This window comes from Pseudarthrobacter sp. RHLT1-30-1, from assembly GCF_059383415.1.
In genome coordinates, this window is sequence record NZ_JBWZCG010000015.1 from 69,565 (window position 1) to 87,795 (window position 18,231).

Here is an 18,231-nt window from a genome sequence, read left to right on the forward strand (position 1 = left end):
CCTCACCAGCTGATGGCCGCAGGACGTCGGCCCTCAAGGAGGTGACGCGGCGGCCCGCCTGGCCGGTCTTGCGGTGCCAGAACGGCCGCATTCCTCCGCCGGGTACGACAAACAAGGAGTAGCAAAGATGAAAGTTCTCGTAACAGGATCCCGGGGCAAGGTCGGCACCGCTGTGGTGCGGGCCCTCATATCCGCGGGACACGATGTCACCGGCTCGGACCTAGGGCGCCATACTTTTGACCGGATCCTTCCGGGTGAGCCCGACTACCAGCAGGCTGACCTGACGGATGCAGGTCAGGCCTACGGGATTGTTCGTGGCTTCGACGCGGTGGTCCATGCCGGCGCGATTCCCGAACCTACCCACAATCCTCCGCACGTTGTCTTTCAGAACAACATCATGGGAACCTTCAACATGATTGAGGCATCCCTGCGTGCGGGCGTCAAAGTCTTCGTCAACGTCTCCAGCGAGACCGTCCCCGGGTTCTTCTTCCCCGAGCGCCCTGTTCTTCCGGAATACGCACCTGTCGACGAGAACCACCCGATACGGCCACAGGACCCCTACGCCCTGTCAAAATTGTTCGGTGAAGAGCTATGCGACGCTGCGGTTCAGCGCAGTGATATGCGCTGCATTTCCATCCGCCCGAGTCACGTCCAGCACCCGGGAAACTATGAACGGAACCTGGGCGCCCAAGTCCGCGATGCCGGAAATCTGAGTCCAAACCTCTGGAGTTACGTTGATTCGGAGGATCTCGCGGATGCCATGGTGCTCGCAGTCGAGTCGGACATCCCCGGCCATGAGGTCTTCTACATTGCAAACCCGGACAACGTCGGTGGCCGCGACTTCGCCGCCGTGCTCAAGGAGTATTACGGTGACCAGATCGAGCTGCGGGACTTGGGTCGTGTCGATTCCTCGGGTATCTCATGCGCGAAGGCCGAACGTATGCTCGGCTGGAAAGCCAAGCGGTCCTGGCGTGATCACCTAGACACGGAGGGCCACGCGATCGAGGGATAGCCCATCGTGCATCTTTTCGAGCACAGCCAGGCGAATTTCTGCAGACGGCATGATCAATAGCCGGCCCGCCCTTTCAAGGGCGTGTCACGGACCTCAAGCGGTAGGGAAATGATGCAGGAAGTCGTTCTGGGCGTTGATATTGGCACGTCCAGCAGTAAGGGTGTTCTGGTGGATTTGGGCGGCAAAATCCATGCGGCTGCCGTACGAAATCATGAAGTGTCCAGACCTTCTCCGGGGCAAGTGGAAATGGACTCTGCAGTCTGGTGGCAGGAATTCATTGAGATCTCGCGGGAGCTGACTTCGGCGGGAAATTTCCGCGTGGTAGGGGTCGGGGTTAGTGGCATGGGCCCGTGCCTCCTCGTCACGGATGAGCATGCCAGGGCGCTCCGTGCCTCAATCCTCTACGGAGTCGACACTCGGGCAGTCGAGCAGATCGATGACATTAACAAGAGATTCGGGGAGCGATCCATCGTGGATCGGTGCGGATCGGCGCTGTCTACTCAATCTGTCGGACCTAAGCTGGCGTGGCTTGCCGACCATGAACCGGGCGTCGCGTCGAGGGCACGGATGCTCTTCATGCCAAGTTCCTGGCTGGCCTATCAGCTAACGGGTGAGTACGTTCTCGACCACCACTCGGCGAGCCAGTGCACTCCCCTCTATGACACTTCAGCCCACGAATGGTATGCCCCGTACGCTGACCCACTGATTCAATCCATCGACTTACCACGACTCGTCTGGCCCGGAGACATTGTCGGCCATGTGAATGAGGCGGCTTCAGACAGGACAGGGATTCCCAAAGGAGTTCCGGTCATCGGCGGAACAATCGATGCCTGGTCGGAGGCTGTGAGCGTGGGCGCCCAACGGCCAGGCGATTTGATGCTGATGTACGGCACAACCATGTTTCTGATAAATACGTTGCAGGCAAGAGCGACATCGTCATCGTTGTGGGGCACGGTCGGAGTTGTGCCCGGTACCTACAACCTGGCTGGCGGGATGGCAACGTCCGGTGCGATCACAGCCTGGCTTCGGAAGATGGTCGGTTCCCCTGACTTTTCGACCCTATTGTCTGAGGCGGATAAGTCGGGGGCCGGTGCAAATGGGTTGCTCATGCTCCCGTATTTTGCGGGGGAGCGCACCCCCGTGGCTGACCCCAACGCTCGCGGGCTCGTCGCAGGGCTCACTCTGGACCACAGCCGGGGCGACTTGTATCGGGCCACCCTAGAGGCGACCGCGTTTGGAGTCCGACACAACGTCGAGGCTTTGACAGATTTGGGCGGGGCGGTGACTCGCACGATTGCGGTTGGCGGCGGCACACAAGGTGGCCTGTGGACTCAGATCGTCTCAGATGTCACTGGTCTGGAACAGCAAATACCTTCTGTGACCATTGGGGCCAGTTTCGGAGCCGCCTATTTGGCCGCGGATGCGCTTGGCTCGGTAGCAATCGGAGACTGGAATCCAATCGTTTCAGTAACACGACCTCGCGAGGAAACTTCGTCCAGGTACGAAACTCTATACGGGCTGTACCGGGAACTTTACAGGTCCACGGCCTCGGTCACACACCGGCTCGTGGATCTAGCATCGAAGTAGGGACGCGCCCGTGTAACGGTGCGTCCGCCAGCCGCAGCCGCCCACTCCCTGGCCGGGGATCCCTCTGCCTCGCCGGGCAAGCCATCGTGGGTGATCAAACGGTCCGTCTCCTCCGGAGCGGCAATAGTGCTGATGCTAAATGTGCCCCACTTGTTGCAGTCGCCCAGCACCACCATCCGGTGGGCCTCCGCTACAAAAGCGCCGGTATGCACCGGCGTCCAGCACGTTCGGCGTCGTAAACCCAACCTCGGCGTCCATGCTGTGACCGCCCAGGAACAGCACATCCAGGTGCGGCTGCTTCAGGGCCGAGGCCAGTGCGCTCTTCTTTGAAAAAAGTTTCCTCGTGTACAACTGAAACCATGACGCGAACCACGATGTCCCGGCTGGCCGACGGCCGCGAGATCCTCTACTTTGACGACGCCGGCTCGGCGGACCGGCCCGCCGCCTCCCTCGTGGACCACCGTGACCTGCCCGCACGCCCCGAGCCCGGCCAGTTGCGCTTCGATGCGCTCAGCCGCGAATGGGTCGCCGTCGCCGCACACCGGCAGTCGCGGACCCACCTGCCGCCGGCGGACCAGTGCCCCATCTGCCCTACGACGCCGGCCAACCAGACTGAGATCCCGGCCCCGGACTACGACGTCGCCGTCTTCGAAAACCGTTTCCCCTCCCTCGGCCCGGACACGAGTGGGATCCCGGCGGCACCGGGCTGGGGCACCACCGCACCCGCGGTCGGCCGCTGCGAGGTGGTGGCCTTCACGCCGCAGCACACCGGATCCTTCGCTGGACTGGGCTGGCGCCGCACGCGCACGGTGATCGACGCCTGGGCCCACCGGACGGAAGCGCTGAGCGCGCTGCCCGGCATCCAGCAGGTCTTTCCGTTCGAAAACCGGGGCGCGGACATCGGCGTCACGCTGCACCACCCGCACGGGCAGATCTATGCCTACCCCTTCGTGACGCCCCGGGCAGCGGTCCTGGCCGCAGCGGCCGGCGAATATCTGGACGGATCGGACGGGACGGCGACGCTCACGTCCTCCCTGCTGCGGGCCGAACGCGGCGACGGCAGCCGCATGGTACTGGAGGGTGAACACTTCAGCGCCTACGTCCCCTTCGCGGCGCGGTGGCCGCTGGAAGTCCACCTCGTCCCGCACCGCCAGGTCCCGGACCTCGCCGCCCTGACCGGGGCCGAACGCGATGAGTTGGCGGAGCTCTACCCGGCGCTGCTGCAGCGCTTTGACGCCCTGTACCCGACGCCGACCCCCTACATCGCGGCCTGGCACCAGGCCCCGCTGGAACCGGTACTCCGCCGGGCCGGCCACCTGCATCTGCAACTGACTTCGCCCCGCCGCGCCGCGGACAAACTCAAGTACCTGGCGGGCTCCGAAGCCGCCATGGGAGCCTTCATCAGCGACACCACCCCCGAATCCGTGGCCGCCCGGCTGCGCGAAGTGGCCGGCGACATGATCCCCAAACCGGCCAGCAGCGCCGATTTCGCACACCCGCGCTACGATCCGCCAAACTGCTAGGCTCCAGCTAGCGGCACGGTCCGGCGCCGACAGCTGGAGCAACAGCGGAGTTGCGAGCGAGGGAGACGCCATGACGGTTGCCGAAATCCAGGTTGACCAGCGGGTGATCGGGATCGACTCCCGCCGGTTCGCTTCCGTGGAGAAGGCGCTGGTGGAGCTCATCACCAACAGCGACGACAGCTACGCCCGGCTGGAGAAAACCGGGGCGCCGGTGACCGGCAGAATCCACGTCGGCTACGAGCGGCACCACACCGGCGCGGTGCTCATGGTGACCGACCAGGCGGAGGGCATGTCCTTCGACGAAGCCGCCCGCATCCTCACCTGCGGCGGCGCGCACAGCCCGCTCTCCCGCGGTGAGGGCAACGGCCGCGGGTACTTCGGCCGCGGACTGAAGCAGGCGATCTTCGGCCTGGGCCACGGCTGGATCGAGACCGTCAAGGACGGCCGCTTCACCCGCATCGACGTCTTCCGCGGTGAGAACGGCGGTTACCTCTACGACGACGGCGAGGAGGACCGCCGGGCATTTCCCTACGCCCGGCTGGGATTTCCCGCCGGCGTCGGGCAGAGGGGCGCCCGGGTGACGATCGTCGTCGACAATCCCCACGTCACGATCACCCAGCACGCCACCCTGCTGCAGTCACTCTCCGACAACTACTACCTGCGTGACGTGCTGGAGCGCCGGACCGTGGAGCTGCTGCCTGGCCGGCCGGGCAGCGGACACCCGGGAACCGGGGACGGCGGCAGCGAAACGGTCCGCTTCGAGGAACCCCCGGCCATCCTCCTCCTCGGTCCGGAGCAGCCGGGCAGTTTCAGCCATGAGGGGCAGGAGTATCCCTTTACCCTCACGCTGAAGCGGGCCAAGGATGTGGAGCTGACGCTCAAGGGCGACGAACGCACCAACGGCCTGGTGGTCCTGTCCGGCATGGCGGTGCTCGATTGCACAATGTTCGAATACGAGAACCAGGTGGGAACGGAGTACCTCTTCGGCACGGTTCGCTGTGCGGCGCTGACCGAGATGCTGGGCCGTGGCAAGGCCGTCATCAGCGACGAGCGGGAGGGCCTTAACGTCAAGGATCCGTTCGTGGCAGCGTTTTACCGGGCCGTCAGCGCCATGATCGCCGGCGCCGTGCTAGCCGAGAAGGAAAAACTAACGCACCTGGAACGGGCCACCACCTCCGGGCGCACCGCCGAAATGATCGAGCGGCTGCTGCAGCACATGAGTGAGGCGGCCGTGGTGGACCTTGGTATCGAGTCATCCCCGGACGCCGCGGGCCCGACTCCGGCCCAGGCGGAACCGCCGGCCGCGCTGCGTTTCACCACACCGTTCTACTACCGGAAACCGGGGCACCCGTTCCATGTCGCCCTGTTGCTCGATCCGGGCCAGTTGCCCGACGGCGGACAGCTCACCTTCGAGCTCGACCTGCCGGAGTCGATGCGGATTGAACCGGAGCCTGTCGCCGTTCCGGTCGATTCCCTGGACGGAACCCGGCGGATCGAGTGGATGGTCACGGGGGAGGTGCCGGGGGAGCGGGGCGGGATCACTGTCCGGGCCGGCGCCTACTGGGCGTGGTGCGAGATCGTCGTGGCCGAGCAGGCCTCGCACCGCAGCGACGGCCAGCCCCCGCACGCTGCTGTTGTTCGACCCGCCGACCACCCCGCGGACCACCCTGTTGCGCACCGGGTGCCCCGGGACCACGGCAGGGATTTGTTTGTTGGCTATGAATTCCGGAGCCTGCACAACAGCGCGGACCGGGCCGTATACAGCGCAGCGGAGCGCAAGGTCATTATCAACACCGCTGCGCCCACGGTGCGGCTCTATGTCGACGGCCGCGGGCGCTTCCGGGACTCCGCGCGGCTGCTTCTCGCCGAGCTGTTTATGGATGTGATCGCCGACGAGCTGGCCCGGCGCGGCATCGAGCAGCATGGGCATGCGGGCGACCTTGAGGCCTTCCGCAGTGCCAAGCGGGACATCGTCCGCCGGTACGGCAGCGACATCCATCGGTCGTTCCTGGGCAGCTGAACCGACCGCGACCAACGCTACTGCTGCAGCGGCAGGTACAAAACCGTGTAAATGCCCAGTCCGGCGAGGACCACCACGCTGCCGGCGATGGCCGCCGTCGCCCTGACGTTTGCGGGCATCACCGCCCCGGCGATGCCGCTGGCGTGGTGGTGGTAGCGGCGCCGCTGCGTGAGGGCGATGCCCACGGCGACGACCAGTGAAGCCGCCACGAGGGTGCCCGCAAACCAGCCGTGGTGTGGCACCCAGCGCAGGAAGATGCAGGCCGCCGTGATCAGGGTCAATGCGGTCCGCCGCCAGGCGAGGTCCGTACGCTCGGGCTGGAGCCCCGGGTCGTTGTGCACGGCCGCGGGCCTGGGTTTCGCCATGGCTAGGCGGGCCGGCCGATCACAAATACGATCAGCACGGCCGCAACGAGGGCGCCGCCGGCTGCCAGGATCGGAGCGATCAAAGGCGCCGGGAGCGGAGCCTGGCGGCGCATGGCCCGTTCCACGTTGAGCCAGCGGAAGAACGAGCCGCCGGCCGTCACCAGCCCCAGCAGCAACAACAGCACGGACACGGTCTTGCGGAGCTCCGGGACAAACAGCTCCGAGGTGAAGGCCTCGACGGCGATGCCACCGGCCACCATCGCCAGCGAGGTCCGGATCCAGGCCAGGAACGTGCGCTCGTTGGCAAGTGTGAACCTCGCATCGGGGTCGGTCCCGCCGCCCAGGACCCAGTCCGAGATCCCGCCACGGCTCCGGTCTGTGCCCGGAACCGCGCCGGCAGCCGCCGCCCCGGTGCCGTTGGCGGCGGTGAAGCCGTCCGGCTCCGCCCCGCCGGCGGGTGCCTTGTTGTGCTCCGTCATTAGGCCTCTTCCCCGGCGCCGGCGGTGACCGAAAGCGCAGGAACGGCGGGGCGCCGGTGCCAATCAGCCGACCGCGCGGTCTTTGGTGACGCGGACGCGGCACAGGTTCAGGATGCCACCCCACGGAAAAATTCGATACTCGGCTGCCGGCCGGGCCGCTATCCTGACAAACTGCGGCGGCGTAACCCGCGCCGAAATCCCGTCAGGTCCCCGGCACCCGCAGCACCTCGACGGCGGCCAGCAGGTAGGGCACGGGATCGGGATCGCTGCCCGCGGCCCAGCGCATCCACGCTTCAAACGTGGCAGCAAGATAGGCCGCACACAGATAACCCGCTGTGGCCTCCGGAACGCCAAAATCCACAAGGTAGCGCCGCGCCCGATCGCGCTGGGGCGCCAGGGTGTCGTTGCTGCGGCTGGCAAGCTCGGGATGTGCGGCGATCAGGCGCAGCCGGCCCCGGGACACCGACAGGTCGGGAATCCCTGCCACTCCGGCGGTGGCCGCCGCCCGTAAGCCCGCCATGAGGCCGTCTGCACCGTCGCCACCGACGTGACTGTCCCGGGCCACCTCGAGGGCCACTCCGGATGCCTCGATCACCGGTTCCATGCCGCCCCAGACGAGATCGGCCTTGCTGGAGAAGTACCGGTACAGGCTTTTCCGCCCTATTCCCGCCGCGCCGGCGATGTCCTCCATCGAGGTCTTTTCATAGCCGTTTTCGGCGAAGAGACGTAAGGCGAGGTGGGCGATGGCCTCCGGATCGATCGACACGGGACGTCCCGCCGATCGCGTGCCGGGTCTGGGCTCTTGCTCGAACATCCCACCAGTATTCATCCCTTTCATAATGACACACCGTGTCATAAGGTGGGTGTGTCATCATTCGGAAACATTCGAAAGGTCATTATGGGCAACGAAGCTTCATGGCAGGAATCCATCAGCACGGGCCGCTTCGCCGGCAAGACGGTCATCGTCACGGGCGCCGGTTCGGGCATTGGGCTGGCCACGGCCCTGCGCGTTGCCAAGGAGGGTGGCAGGGTGATCGCCGCCGACATCAGCTCCGAGCGGCTGGATGAGCTCGTGGCCGGGAACCCCGGCCTGGACCTGGTCCCCGTGGCGGGTGACATCTCCGATGAGGAAACCGTCGCAGCCGTCGTCGCCGCCGCCGGCGGCCGGGTCGACGCACTCGCCAACGTCGCGGGCATCATGGACCACTTCGCCCCGATCCATGAGGTCGACGACGCCACCTGGGAACGGGTGTTCCGGATCAACGTCACCGCCCTCATGCGCCTGACCCGCGCCGTGGTGCCACAGATGCTGGAGGCAGGTTCCGGCTCCGTGGTCAACGTCTCTTCCGAGGCCGGGCTCCGCGGTTCCGCCGCCGGCGCCGCGTACACGGCGTCCAAGCACGCCGTCGTCGGACTGACCAAGAACTCCTCGGTGATGTACGGACCCAAGGGCCTGCGTTTCAACGCCGTGGCCCCGGGCGCCACCATCACCAATATCGAAGCTACCTGGGGTTCCCAGCTGGCCGCCGAACGCCTCGGCCCGCTGATGGGTGCGAACATTCCGGCCCCCGCCAGCGCAGCGCAGCTGGCCGCCTCGATTACTTTCCTGCTCAGCGACGACGGTACCAACGTCAACGGCGCGATCCTCGCCTCAGACGGCGGCTGGTCCGCGGTCTAGCCGGAAGCCCGGCACTACGATCGGGTCAATGACAGAGGGCGCCGGCGGAAGCTCCCGCCGTCGCCCTCTGTTTTCCCAACGGCCTGTCAGCCGGGCCTGTTGGATTCCCGGTGGCAAGCTGGCCGGCTTCCGCGTCGCCCAGTAGGCTGTGACGCCGCCGCTGATCGCGGGCTGCCACACCCGACGGTTTTCTTCAGCGAGACAGACGTTGTGGCCAGCGGGTTGTTCGTTGTGCTTGAACCAACGCCACTGATCGATGCCTACGGCGCCGGGTTGCCCGCGGTGAACGAGGCCGCCGGGGCGGCCGGAGGGGGAGTGCTTCGGCCCAGTGCCCGGTAGGAGAACCAGTAACGCTTGGTCACGTTGTTGCTGGCCAGCACCACCAGGCCGGTCGTGCTGTTCACGCTCTGCTTGCTAGTGGTCACGTCGTTCATTTTGGCTGACGCGCCGTCCTGGATGATCGGCGTCCCACGCCCGGGCGGGAAGACCGGATTATCCATGGACGCGGTCTTTTCATAGATCGCGCCGGGAGTGCCGGAGTAGGCGCAGCCTCTGACTCCAGTCCCGGGGGCTGTGAGGAAGGCGTGCACCGTGTTGTTCTGCGTATCCAGGATGATTTGCTGGCGGGACACGCAGTCCCAAATCGTGGCAATCGTTGATTGCGAGAATGTGCTCGTTCCGGGCTTGAAAACCACCAACTTCACCTGCGCCAGGCTCCGGTTGGTTGAACCGTCGTTGAGGCTGGTCTTGATCGCCGCGAATACACGGCCGGTGCTGTCGGATTGAAGGGTCTTGACGCTCAGATGGTCGTCGGCGAGTTTGATGCCCTTGACGGCGTCCCGCAGTCTCCAGGAGAAGATCGACTTGGCGCTGGTCCCATCGGTGTGGGTCGCCCAGCGCACTGCGCCGGCGCGCTGGTCGCTCCACATAACGCCAATCTTGTTGCCGCCGTAGGCCACGATTGCCGAAATGTCATCCGGTGCCGGGTTCGGGCTGAAAACAGGAATTACGAACGGGGAGGTCCAGCTGGTTCCGCCCACCGCGGAGCTGTTGACGTAGACGGTGTTGGTGTAGCCACTGGTTGAATTGCCGGAGACCTGGGTCCAGGTCGACCAAATGACGCCGGTGCTGTCTTTAGCGATCGTCATCGACTCGCTGCTGTTGTTCATGATGGTGGTCGGGAAGCCGCGGTCCAGAGTGAACTTTCCGCTGGCGTAGCTGTAGCGGTACAGCTTGGCCGGCTGTCCCGAAACGGATGCCTTATGGAAGGATTCAGTGGAGACGGTGACGACATGGGAGGCGATGTAGAGGTGGGTGCCGTCCCAGAGCGTGTCCGCCAGCGTGCTGCCGCGGGTGTCATTTGTGAGACCGGTGCTGACCCAGGTTTTGGTTGCGACGTTCAACCGGTAAATTTGCCAGCCGGTGCCGGTAGTCCACATGTCGGCCCACCACGCTCCGGCGTGGAACCAGAGCTTGCTCTGCGGCTTGTCCGATGTTGGCGGATTACTCACTCCGGAGTAGCTGATGCTGGGATAACCGTAAATTGTGGCTGCCGAGGCGCTGGTGGAGATTCCCAGCAGGCTTCCGGCTACAACTAATGCCATTACCAAGCCCGGGCTTAGCCAGCGGAATGTTCGTCTCACTTTGATCGCCGCTTCTTTCATGCGTTTGATCGGTTTTTCCACGGTGTATTTGCAGATGTCACCTAACAAGGGTGATGCTAACCAATCTCTGCGGAAGTGAAAAGCGTATTAACGTTGTTGATTTCCTTTGCCTTCCTGGCTGAGAAAGTGTTCATGGAATAAACCGATTATTTTCGCGGTGACACCGAAACTCCACCTCGGATCCCGCATCTCCCTGAAACCTTCAGCCTCCGGTCGACATCGCTTCTGGCTGCGGGGTACACCTGCACTAGACCATGCCATCCCGCTGGCGTACCGTTTCAGTATCGGGAAAAATTCCCTGAAACTCAACGGCAATTCGCCCTCTGCGCCCTGAGCAAGTACCCGTTTCAAGAATGACTCGGGCTTCCCGAGTAGCCGGCCCCGGAGACCCAAGTAGGGGCATGGGAACCGCGCACGAACGAGAACAGACAACCAAGTATTAGCCACTCGTGACTTAAATTTTCGTGAACTTTAGGCTCTAGGCAGGGCCACCGTCCAGTGGCAGTTGAGTCTGGGGTCGTACGTCAATTTGACGGATATCTCGAATCCGTCCTTAAGGTTCTCATTCGCCGATGGCATTGCCATCAGCACCGGAAATTTCATGGAGTGGTGAGGCATTTGTCTATTCCAAATTTAGTCCCGAATTCGCCGTCCGAGCGAATTGCTGCCTCGCCAAGGGCGTCGGTCAGTGTTGTCATCCCCACGCTGAACGAAGAAATGAATTTGCCTTGGGTTTTGCGGCGCATGCCTTCCTACGTGGACGAGGTCGTGATCGTGGACGGGCGCTCCCACGACCACACGATCGACGTCGCCCGGGCCCTCCGGGTCGACGTCGTGGTGGTGGCTGAACCCCGCAAGGGCAAAGGGATCGCCGTCCGCGCCGGCTTCGCGGCAGCTTCTGGGGACATCATCGTCATGCTGGACGCGGACGGGAGCATGGACCCCCAGGAAATCGGCTGGTTCGTTTCGCCCCTCCAGCACGACTACGACTTCGTCAAGGGCTCGCGCTACGTCACCGGCGGCGGGTCGGAGGATCTGACCCTGTTACGGAATGCCGGCAACCGGGTCCTGACCCTGCTCGCAAACACGGTACTGAGAAGCAACTATTCCGACCTCTGCTACGGCTACATCGCACTCCGCCGGGAATGCCTGGAGGTTCTTGAACTGGAGTCTGACGGCTTTGAGATCGAAACCGAGCTGATTGTCAGGGCAGCCCGGGCAGGTCTCCGCATTGCGGAAGTGCCGAGCTTCGAGCTTGACCGCATTTCCGGAGTCTCCAACCTGCAGACCTTCCGTGACGGATGGCGGGTCCTCCGCACGCTTGCCCGGGAGTGCACAAGCTGGGAAGCGCCAACTGCCGGGGCTAGGCCCGAAGCCCTCCGGCGGGTTAAGTACACGTACCCTAATGTCCGTTTTGCACGAACACCCACCGACCCGCAAAGCGTGCTCACCGTGGCGGAAGGAGCCTAAGGTGCTTGACTACAATTTCCGGCCGTCCGCGTCCGTTGTCATCTGCTCTTACACAGAGCAGCGCTGGGAACTGCTGATGGACGTCATTGACTCCGTTCACGCCCAGACCCTCCAGCCCAAGCAGGTGATCATAGTCGTTGACCACAACGAGGACCTGTACAAGCGGCTCGTGGCGGCCATGCAGGATGTCACCCTGGTGGAGAGCACCGGGCTCCAAGGGCTCTCCGGGGCGCGGAACACCGGTGTCGGACTGGCCACCTCGGAGATCGTGGCTTTTCTGGACGACGACGCCGTGGCAGCCCCGGACTGGCTCGAAAAGCTGACAGCCCTCTACGACGATTCCGACGTCCTGGCAGTCGGCGGCAAGGTCGAACCGGCGTGGGAAGCCGGCCGTCCCGGCCACTTCGGCCCGGAACTGGACTGGATCGTCGGCTGCAGCCACCGCGGCATGCCCAAGGTGGCTTCCGAAGTGCGCAATGTCATCGGCGCCAACATGTCCTTCCGGCTCCAGGTCCTCCAGCAGGTGGGAGGCTTCAACGTCGCCCTTGGCCGCCAGGGCACGAAACCGCTGGGATGCGAAGAGACCGAGATGTGCATCCGGGCTGCGATCGGCTCCCCGGGTTCGCGCATCGTTTATGAGCCCGCGGCCCTGGTGCGCCACCATGTTCCCGCCCAGCGGGGGACCTTCCGCTACATGCTGGAGCGTTCCTGGTCAGAGGGAATTTCCAAGGCGCAGGTCAGTCACATAGTGGGCCACAAACGGGCCCTGGGCCCGGAGCGGCGGTATGTGCGGAGCGTCCTGCCGAGGGCGGTCTTCTCAGCCCTGGCGGATTGGAGCCGTGGCGCTGATCCCCAGGGCTGGCGACGAGCCGGCGCCACCGTTGCCGTTCTGGCATTCACTGCCGCCGGATATGTCCGGGGACGCAGGGTCGCCCAAGGCTCCGGATCGCTTTTCGCCGGCGCTCCTGCTGCTCCTGATCCCAAACTTCCCTGGAGGGAAGCCACCTGATTGAAGTTGGAAACGAGATTCTTGTGGCACAGGATGATGCAGGCCTGGGTCACAGCACGGTCGATGGGAGCCAGGGCCGCTCCCGACTGGGCGGGAGCCCTTTAGATCGGCGCGATGGATCTTGATTCCCTAGCGGGTTTGCCCAGGGTGCAGCCTTCGACAAAGCCTTCTGACCCGCAGGCTGGGCACTGCCCCCCACCGCGCGCGTTTTTGCGGTCCAGGAACGTTGACCCCGGTTTGCTTCCGCTGTTGGTCGTGGCGACCTGGGCGCGCTCTGCTGCCGCCCTGGTATACCGGCCCCTTTCCGAGGACGTTCCGGCGCCCGGCTCTGCCCTGCTGCGGGGCCGCCATTCTGGACGACCGCGATTTCTGGCTGTGGCGGGACGTTGTAACGGCCGGACCGACCTGGCGGCTAAGTAGCGGGCGGCGAGCCCGGGAAGAACCGATAATTCGCTGTCGGAACGCTGTTCACGGCAAGATGTGATGATGGAGAACACGGACCAGCAACCCTGGGTGAAGAACTACCAGCCGGGCGTCCCTGCCCACATCGAGTTGCCCACGGAGTCGCTGGTCGCGATGCTGGAGCGGTCCGTCGCCGAGGCCGGCAGTGCACCGGCGCTGGAATTCTTCGGTCGCCGCACCAGCTACACCGAACTCGGCGAACAGGTCGATCGTGCCGCCGAGGGCCTGCGCCGGCTGGGGGTCCGCGCCGGCGACCGGGTGGCCCTGATCCTGCCCAACTGCCCGCAGCACGTCGTCGCCTTCTACGCGGTGCTGCGCATCGGCGCCGTCGTCGTCGAACACAACCCGCTGTACACCTCCCGGGAACTCCGCCACCAGTTCGAGGACCACCAGGCCCGCGTCGTGATCACCTGGGACAAAGCCGCGTCGGCCCTCCGCGAGTTCCCGTCCGACATCGAGATCGACCATGTCGTCTCCGTCAACCTGCTCGAGGCATTCCCAGCCGTCAAACGCCTCGCCCTGAACCTGCCACTGAAGAAACTGCGGGCGTCCCGCGAGGCGCTGACCGGAGCCGCCCCGGGAACCATCCCGTGGAAGGAACTCCTCAGCCACGGCCGCCTCAGTCCGGAACATCCCCGCCCGTCGGTGGATGACCTCGCCGCGATCCAGTACACCTCGGGAACCACCGGCCGGCCCAAGGGTGCCATGCTCACGCACTTCAACCTGTACTCCAACGCCTTGCAGGGCGAGGCCTGGATGCGGGGGGCCGAGTATCGCAAGGAAGTGTTCTACGCGATCCTGCCGATGTTCCATGCCTTCGGCATGACGCTGTACCTCACCTATGGCATCCGCAAGCAGGGCCTGCTGGTGCTCTTCCCGAAGTTCGATCCGGAGCTTGTGCTGGCCGCCATGAAGCATTCGCCCGCCACGGTCTACTGCGCGGTCCCGCCGATCTACGAGCGCACCGCCATGGCCGCGAGGGAGAAGGGCATTTCGCTGCGGTCCTGCAAGTACTGCATCTCCGGCGCCATGAACTTGCCGGACCATGTGGTGGAACTGTGGGAATCGGTCTCCGGCGGGCTGCTGGTGGAGGGCTACGGAATGACCGAGTCCTCGCCGGTCGCGCTGGGCAACCCCTTCCACCCCACCCGCCGGAACGGCACGATCGGTGTGCCATTCCCGTCGACCACGATGAAGGTCGTGGACCTGCACGATCCCTCGGTCGAGGTTGCGCCGGGCCAGCCGGGGGAGCTGCTGCTGAAAGGCCCGCAGGTGTTCCAGGGTTACTGGAACAATCCGGAGGAAACAGCGAAGACCCTCACCGCCGACGGCTGGCTGCGGACCGGCGACGTCGTGACGGTCGACGAGGACGGCTTCACCACGATCGTGGACCGGGCCAAGGAGCTGATCATCACCGGCGGCTTCAACGTCTCACCCACCGAAGTGGAGGCGGTGCTGCGCCTGCACCCGGACGTCAAGGACGCAGCCGTCGTGGGCAAGCCACTCGAGCGGGGCGGCGAGATGGTGATTGCCGCCGTCGAACTTGAGCCCAACACAACGCTGGACGAGGACGCCCTCCGCGGGCACTGCCGCGAGCACCTGGCCGGCTACAAGGTCCCGAAGCGGATCATTGCCGTCCCGGACCTGCCGCGGTCCATGCTCGGCAAAATCCTCCGCAGGCAGGTCCGCGAACAGGTGCTGCCGACGCTCTGAGCATGCGGGCCGTGGATCAGGGTGGCGTCGCTGGGCGCGGACACGCTGCCACGGAGGCTTCGGGGGTGTCACGTTCCTGCTTGCCCACACCACGCTTTCTGTAACCAACAGAAGCCTCATCGAACGACTGCACTGGACCCGCGGCTTTGGCGCCGGCGGCCGCCCGGCCATCTTCCTCCTGTCGCCCTTGGCCTGCGTGTCGCTGATTCGCATACTGGAATGAGACGGCAAATCCGCGCAGCCAGGAAAGCAGGGAATCCATGAGCGGATCAAACGGGTCGTTCCGGCGCCGGGTGGAGCGTGCCGCGGAACTCCGCGCCCTCAGGACCAGCGGAATGACGGTGCAGGAAGAGGCGGAGTTGGCCGCCGCCGAAGAGAGGGCACGGGAACTGCGCGCACGATTCGACGACGCCGCCCGGGCCGAGTACCTGATCCGCGATGCCATGGCGCAGGGCAAATTCGACCACCTCAAATACGCCGGGAAGCCGATACCCGGGCTGGACGGGAAGTACGACCCAGACTGGTGGGTCAAAGGCCTGCTAGAACGCGAGAACATTACCGGGATGGGGCCCAAGGCCATCATGCTCCGCGCCGAGGACTCCGGACTGAACGCCCGGATCGACGGGCTGACCGCCGAAAAGCAAGTCCGCGAGCTGCTGGAAAATTTCAACGCCCGCGTCATTGATGCCCGGCGGCAACTGCTCGGCGGACCGCCGGTGGTCACGAAGATCCGCGATGTCGAGGCCGAGGTGCGGAACTGGCGGGAACGCCGCGCGGCGCTCGCAGCATCGGCTGCGGAGCGGAACCGAGGGGAAGTCGCAGGCCAAGGACCAGGGCGGGCAACGGACCGGATCCGCCGTTCCTGGTGGCGGCGGATCCGGTCCGATTACTAGCTGGTTGGTTGGCCCGGACTTGGTCAATACCCTGCGATTTGGGCTAGGTAGCCGTAGTAGTGCCCCTTGATCGGGCGGAGCGGGTCGCCGTCGAAGCCGAAGTGCCAGTGCTTCTTGTTGTACGCCTTGGTGGCGTCCAGGAACTTTGACATTACGGCCTTGCCTGAGCCTTCACACTCTCCTTGGCTGATACACAGCGCCACGGAGCCGGCGACGGCGGGACTGGCGAAACTGGTTCCATGGGCCACGCCATAGCCTTCCGGCGTCGGGGACGTGGAGGTGATGCAGACACCCGGGGCGGCGACGGTGTGGTCCCTGTCCTCGGGCTTGGTGGCGAAATTCGAGAAGAAGGCCGGATGGTCGTCCAGTTGGCCGACCGAGGTCCAGTCGTCCTGCCCGCAGACCGGGGCTGCCAGGCCGTCTGGCTTGCCGTCGAAGTCCGCCATCGCCGTGGCGGTCAGCACCTCGTCATAGGTGGCGGGGACCGTATCGGCGAAGTCCCGGCCGTCATTGCCGGCAGCAACGGCGTAGGTGACCCCGGCCTTGACCGAACGGCAGATGGCGTAGTGCATCGGATCCGTGCCCTTGCCGCACTTGGCGGTATCGGCGCCCGGGCCGCCGATGCTGATGTTGGCTACCTCGATGTCGTTGTCCGGGTCCCCGTCCTTGTGCGTTCCGGTCACCCAGTCGATGGCGCAGATGAGCATTTCCTCCGTGATCAGGTCTGCGTCATTCACGACCCGCACCGACCACAGCGGGGTTCCCGGCGCCGCGCCGACCACGCCCTCGTGGTTGTCCTTGGCCCCGATCACTCCGGCCACGAAGGTCCCGTGGCCAACGTTGTCCGTGGGGGCCACCTCGACGGGCGACCCGGTGGAGCAATCGATGCCGCCGCGCACGTTCAGATCAGGATGGCTGGCGTCGATGCCGCTGTCGATCACTGCCACGTTGACGTCCACCGCCCGCTGGGCCCCATCCCTGTCCTTGGCGCGGGGACCGCCGATCCTCTTCTGCCAGTCCGGCGCTACCTGGCTGTTCGGGCCGGGCTCCTTGGGCAGCTGGAATTCCCTCGCCGCGGTGACAAAATCAACGCCCGGGTCAGCAGCGAGGCGGGCCGCGGCGGAAGCCGTCATCGTGGCGGCGTACCCGCTCACGGCAGAGCGGTAGACCGTGGAAACAGTCAGCCCATAAGTGCTTTGCTGGGCCCCAGCCGCAGCACCGGGGTCAACTGCGCCGTCCTTGAGCACCACAATGTAGCGATGTTCCCGTTCGGCGGCGGTTGCGGGGACGGCCGCGACGAAACCTCCGGCCACGGCCAGGCACAGCGCAGCGAGACCGCCGACGGCCCCCCGCAGCCGTGGCCCGGCAGACGGAGACGCGGCCGTCCCGGGATTCTGGGGTGCCCTGGCGGGCTGAAGCGCCGGTTCCCGTGTTGATCCCGGCCGGCGGAAGTGGCTGAACATAGTGGCCTCCATTAAGCGTCTTCGCTATTGAGCGGCCCCCCGCTGCTAAGCGTAAACCCGCAACTGTCTCTTGCACACGGACCTTTGGCATAACTTGGCCGGGAAGAGAGAAGGCCCAGCCGACGACGGCGCCCCTGCCCGCCGTCGGACGCGTGGCCCGGGCGGCGCGAGCTGGGCAGCGGGCACTACACGCGGAACCACTCCTGTTCGAAGTCCGGGTGGTCGTAGTAGGGGAGCGCCAGGGCATTAAGCGAGTGTTCCATCCACTCCAGGGACTGCGGGATCCAGCCCGCGTCCTGGCCGAGATCGCTGACCAGCGCCGTGAGGGCAGCCTGCCGGGCGGATTCCACGATGCGGATCAGGCGCCGCTTGGCCTCGCATTCGAGCAGCAGCCGCTGCTCGTACCAGGAGGCGGATTTCGACACCGTCCGGTCGCCGAGGAGGGTCCGGGCAACGGCTTCGTCCTCGCTGATCCGCTCGGACAGGAATTCGACAATGTCCACACGGTGAGATTACGCGTGGTCCCCGACCGGCAACCAGCCCCGGCCGTCGTCGCCCTGACGGGTTCTTAGCGGGCGGACAGGTTTTCCGCGTCCTCGGGACCGACGAAGTGGCACGATCCTCCGTGCCGCTCGGGCTGATCGCAGGTCCGGCCGGTATTCAAATGAACGTTGCCGCAGAGCCCGGTAATGGCCACATCCTCGCGGACATGCAGGCTGCTGAGGTCGGGTCGGTGCTGGCTTACCTCCTGAATTTGGCGGCCGGAGGCGTTGTGGTCGGGAAGATTCATGTCTGCGTGGCTCCTCGTAAGGTCTGCAATGCAGCAGGGCTGGCAGTCTCGATTGAGTCCGATGCCACAAGTCTCACACAGGGACGTGAAGGCCGTGCCACCT

The 18,231-nt window shown here is 65.1% G+C and carries 17 protein-coding genes; 9 read left to right on the forward strand and 8 right to left on the reverse strand.

Annotation, left to right across the window (positions count from 1 at the left end; all coding sequences use genetic code 11):
• The first annotated feature begins 127 nt into the window (after nucleotides 1-127).
• From AC50YM_RS12375 to AC50YM_RS12390, 4 genes are all read left to right on the forward strand, one after another.
• On the forward strand, nucleotides 128-1,012 hold the full coding sequence (locus AC50YM_RS12375) for an NAD-dependent epimerase/dehydratase family protein (RefSeq protein WP_494957248.1): 885 nt from the start codon (nucleotides 128-130) through the stop codon (nucleotides 1,010-1,012).
• 108 nt (nucleotides 1,013-1,120) lie between these two features.
• Nucleotides 1,121-2,599, forward strand: coding sequence for an FGGY-family carbohydrate kinase (locus AC50YM_RS12380; RefSeq protein ID WP_494957249.1), 1,479 nt, complete (start codon nucleotides 1,121-1,123; stop codon nucleotides 2,597-2,599).
• 359 nt (nucleotides 2,600-2,958) lie between these two features.
• Complete coding sequence (gene galT, locus AC50YM_RS12385; protein ID WP_494957250.1) at nucleotides 2,959-4,122, forward strand: galactose-1-phosphate uridylyltransferase; 1,164 nt, start codon at nucleotides 2,959-2,961, stop codon at nucleotides 4,120-4,122.
• Nucleotides 4,123-4,192: 70 nt separating this feature from the next.
• Nucleotides 4,193-6,142 (forward strand): ATP-binding protein, encoded by a 1,950-nt coding sequence (locus tag AC50YM_RS12390; protein WP_494957251.1) that lies wholly within the window; start codon nucleotides 4,193-4,195, stop codon nucleotides 6,140-6,142.
• A 17-nt stretch (nucleotides 6,143-6,159) separates the two neighbouring features.
• Here the strand turns inward: AC50YM_RS12390 and AC50YM_RS12395 are convergent, their stop codons facing one another.
• The 3 genes from AC50YM_RS12395 to AC50YM_RS12405 all read right to left on the reverse strand — a co-directional run bounded on the left by AC50YM_RS12395 (nucleotide 6,160) and on the right by AC50YM_RS12405 (nucleotide 7,752).
• Entirely contained in the window at nucleotides 6,160-6,483 is a 324-nt protein-coding gene (locus tag AC50YM_RS12395; protein WP_494957252.1) for a DUF202 domain-containing protein, read from the reverse strand.
• A 26-nt stretch (nucleotides 6,484-6,509) separates the two neighbouring features.
• Nucleotides 6,510-6,986 carry a YidH family protein gene (locus tag AC50YM_RS12400; protein WP_494957253.1) on the reverse strand — a complete coding sequence of 159 codons (477 nt, stop codon included), beginning with the start codon at nucleotides 6,984-6,986 and terminating at the stop codon, nucleotides 6,510-6,512.
• 202 nt (nucleotides 6,987-7,188) lie between these two features.
• Nucleotides 7,189-7,752: a TetR family transcriptional regulator gene (locus AC50YM_RS12405; RefSeq protein ID WP_494957254.1), complete on the reverse strand. Its 564-nt coding sequence runs from the start codon at nucleotides 7,750-7,752 to the stop codon at nucleotides 7,189-7,191.
• Between the two features lie 132 nt (nucleotides 7,753-7,884).
• Between AC50YM_RS12405 and AC50YM_RS12410 the strand changes: the two genes are divergently transcribed.
• Complete coding sequence (locus AC50YM_RS12410; protein ID WP_494957255.1) at nucleotides 7,885-8,664, forward strand: SDR family NAD(P)-dependent oxidoreductase; 780 nt, start codon at nucleotides 7,885-7,887, stop codon at nucleotides 8,662-8,664.
• 260 nt (nucleotides 8,665-8,924) lie between these two features.
• Here the strand turns inward: AC50YM_RS12410 and AC50YM_RS12415 are convergent, their stop codons facing one another.
• Both AC50YM_RS12415 and AC50YM_RS12420 read right to left on the reverse strand, forming a co-directional pair.
• The gene (locus AC50YM_RS12415) at nucleotides 8,925-10,268 is read right to left on the reverse strand and encodes a hypothetical protein (protein ID WP_494957256.1); all 1,344 of its coding nucleotides are present in this window, start codon (nucleotides 10,266-10,268) and stop codon (nucleotides 8,925-8,927) included.
• 659 nt (nucleotides 10,269-10,927) lie between these two features.
• Complete coding sequence (locus tag AC50YM_RS12420) at nucleotides 10,928-11,074, reverse strand: hypothetical protein (protein ID WP_494957286.1); 147 nt, start codon at nucleotides 11,072-11,074, stop codon at nucleotides 10,928-10,930.
• Between AC50YM_RS12420 and AC50YM_RS12425 the strand changes: the two genes are divergently transcribed.
• The 4 genes from AC50YM_RS12425 to AC50YM_RS12440 all read left to right on the forward strand — a co-directional run bounded on the left by AC50YM_RS12425 (nucleotide 11,046) and on the right by AC50YM_RS12440 (nucleotide 15,875).
• Nucleotides 11,046-11,798 carry a glycosyltransferase family 2 protein gene (locus AC50YM_RS12425; protein WP_494957257.1) on the forward strand — a complete coding sequence of 251 codons (753 nt, stop codon included), beginning with the start codon at nucleotides 11,046-11,048 and terminating at the stop codon, nucleotides 11,796-11,798. The genes AC50YM_RS12420 and AC50YM_RS12425 overlap by 29 nt on opposite strands.
• 1 nt (nucleotide 11,799) lies before the next feature.
• Entirely contained in the window at nucleotides 11,800-12,807 is a 1,008-nt protein-coding gene (locus AC50YM_RS12430; RefSeq protein ID WP_494957258.1) for a glycosyltransferase family 2 protein, read from the forward strand.
• A 486-nt stretch (nucleotides 12,808-13,293) separates the two neighbouring features.
• A complete protein-coding gene (locus tag AC50YM_RS12435; RefSeq protein WP_494957259.1) occupies nucleotides 13,294-14,982 on the forward strand; it encodes a long-chain-fatty-acid--CoA ligase in 1,689 nt (562 codons plus the stop codon).
• A 260-nt stretch (nucleotides 14,983-15,242) separates the two neighbouring features.
• Entirely contained in the window at nucleotides 15,243-15,875 is a 633-nt protein-coding gene (locus AC50YM_RS12440) for a DnaJ family domain-containing protein (protein WP_494957260.1), read from the forward strand.
• Between the two features lie 23 nt (nucleotides 15,876-15,898).
• Here the strand turns inward: AC50YM_RS12440 and AC50YM_RS12445 are convergent, their stop codons facing one another.
• The 3 genes from AC50YM_RS12445 to AC50YM_RS12455 form a co-directional block, all read right to left on the reverse strand.
• Nucleotides 15,899-17,338 (reverse strand): S8 family peptidase, encoded by a 1,440-nt coding sequence (locus AC50YM_RS12445; RefSeq protein WP_494957261.1) that lies wholly within the window; start codon nucleotides 17,336-17,338, stop codon nucleotides 15,899-15,901.
• Between the two features lie 185 nt (nucleotides 17,339-17,523).
• A complete protein-coding gene (locus AC50YM_RS12450; protein WP_494957262.1) occupies nucleotides 17,524-17,841 on the reverse strand; it encodes a DUF6221 family protein in 318 nt (105 codons plus the stop codon).
• A gap of 65 nt (nucleotides 17,842-17,906) precedes the next feature.
• Complete coding sequence (locus AC50YM_RS12455; protein WP_494957263.1) at nucleotides 17,907-18,128, reverse strand: hypothetical protein; 222 nt, start codon at nucleotides 18,126-18,128, stop codon at nucleotides 17,907-17,909.
• Nucleotides 18,129-18,231: the final 103 nt, after the last annotated feature.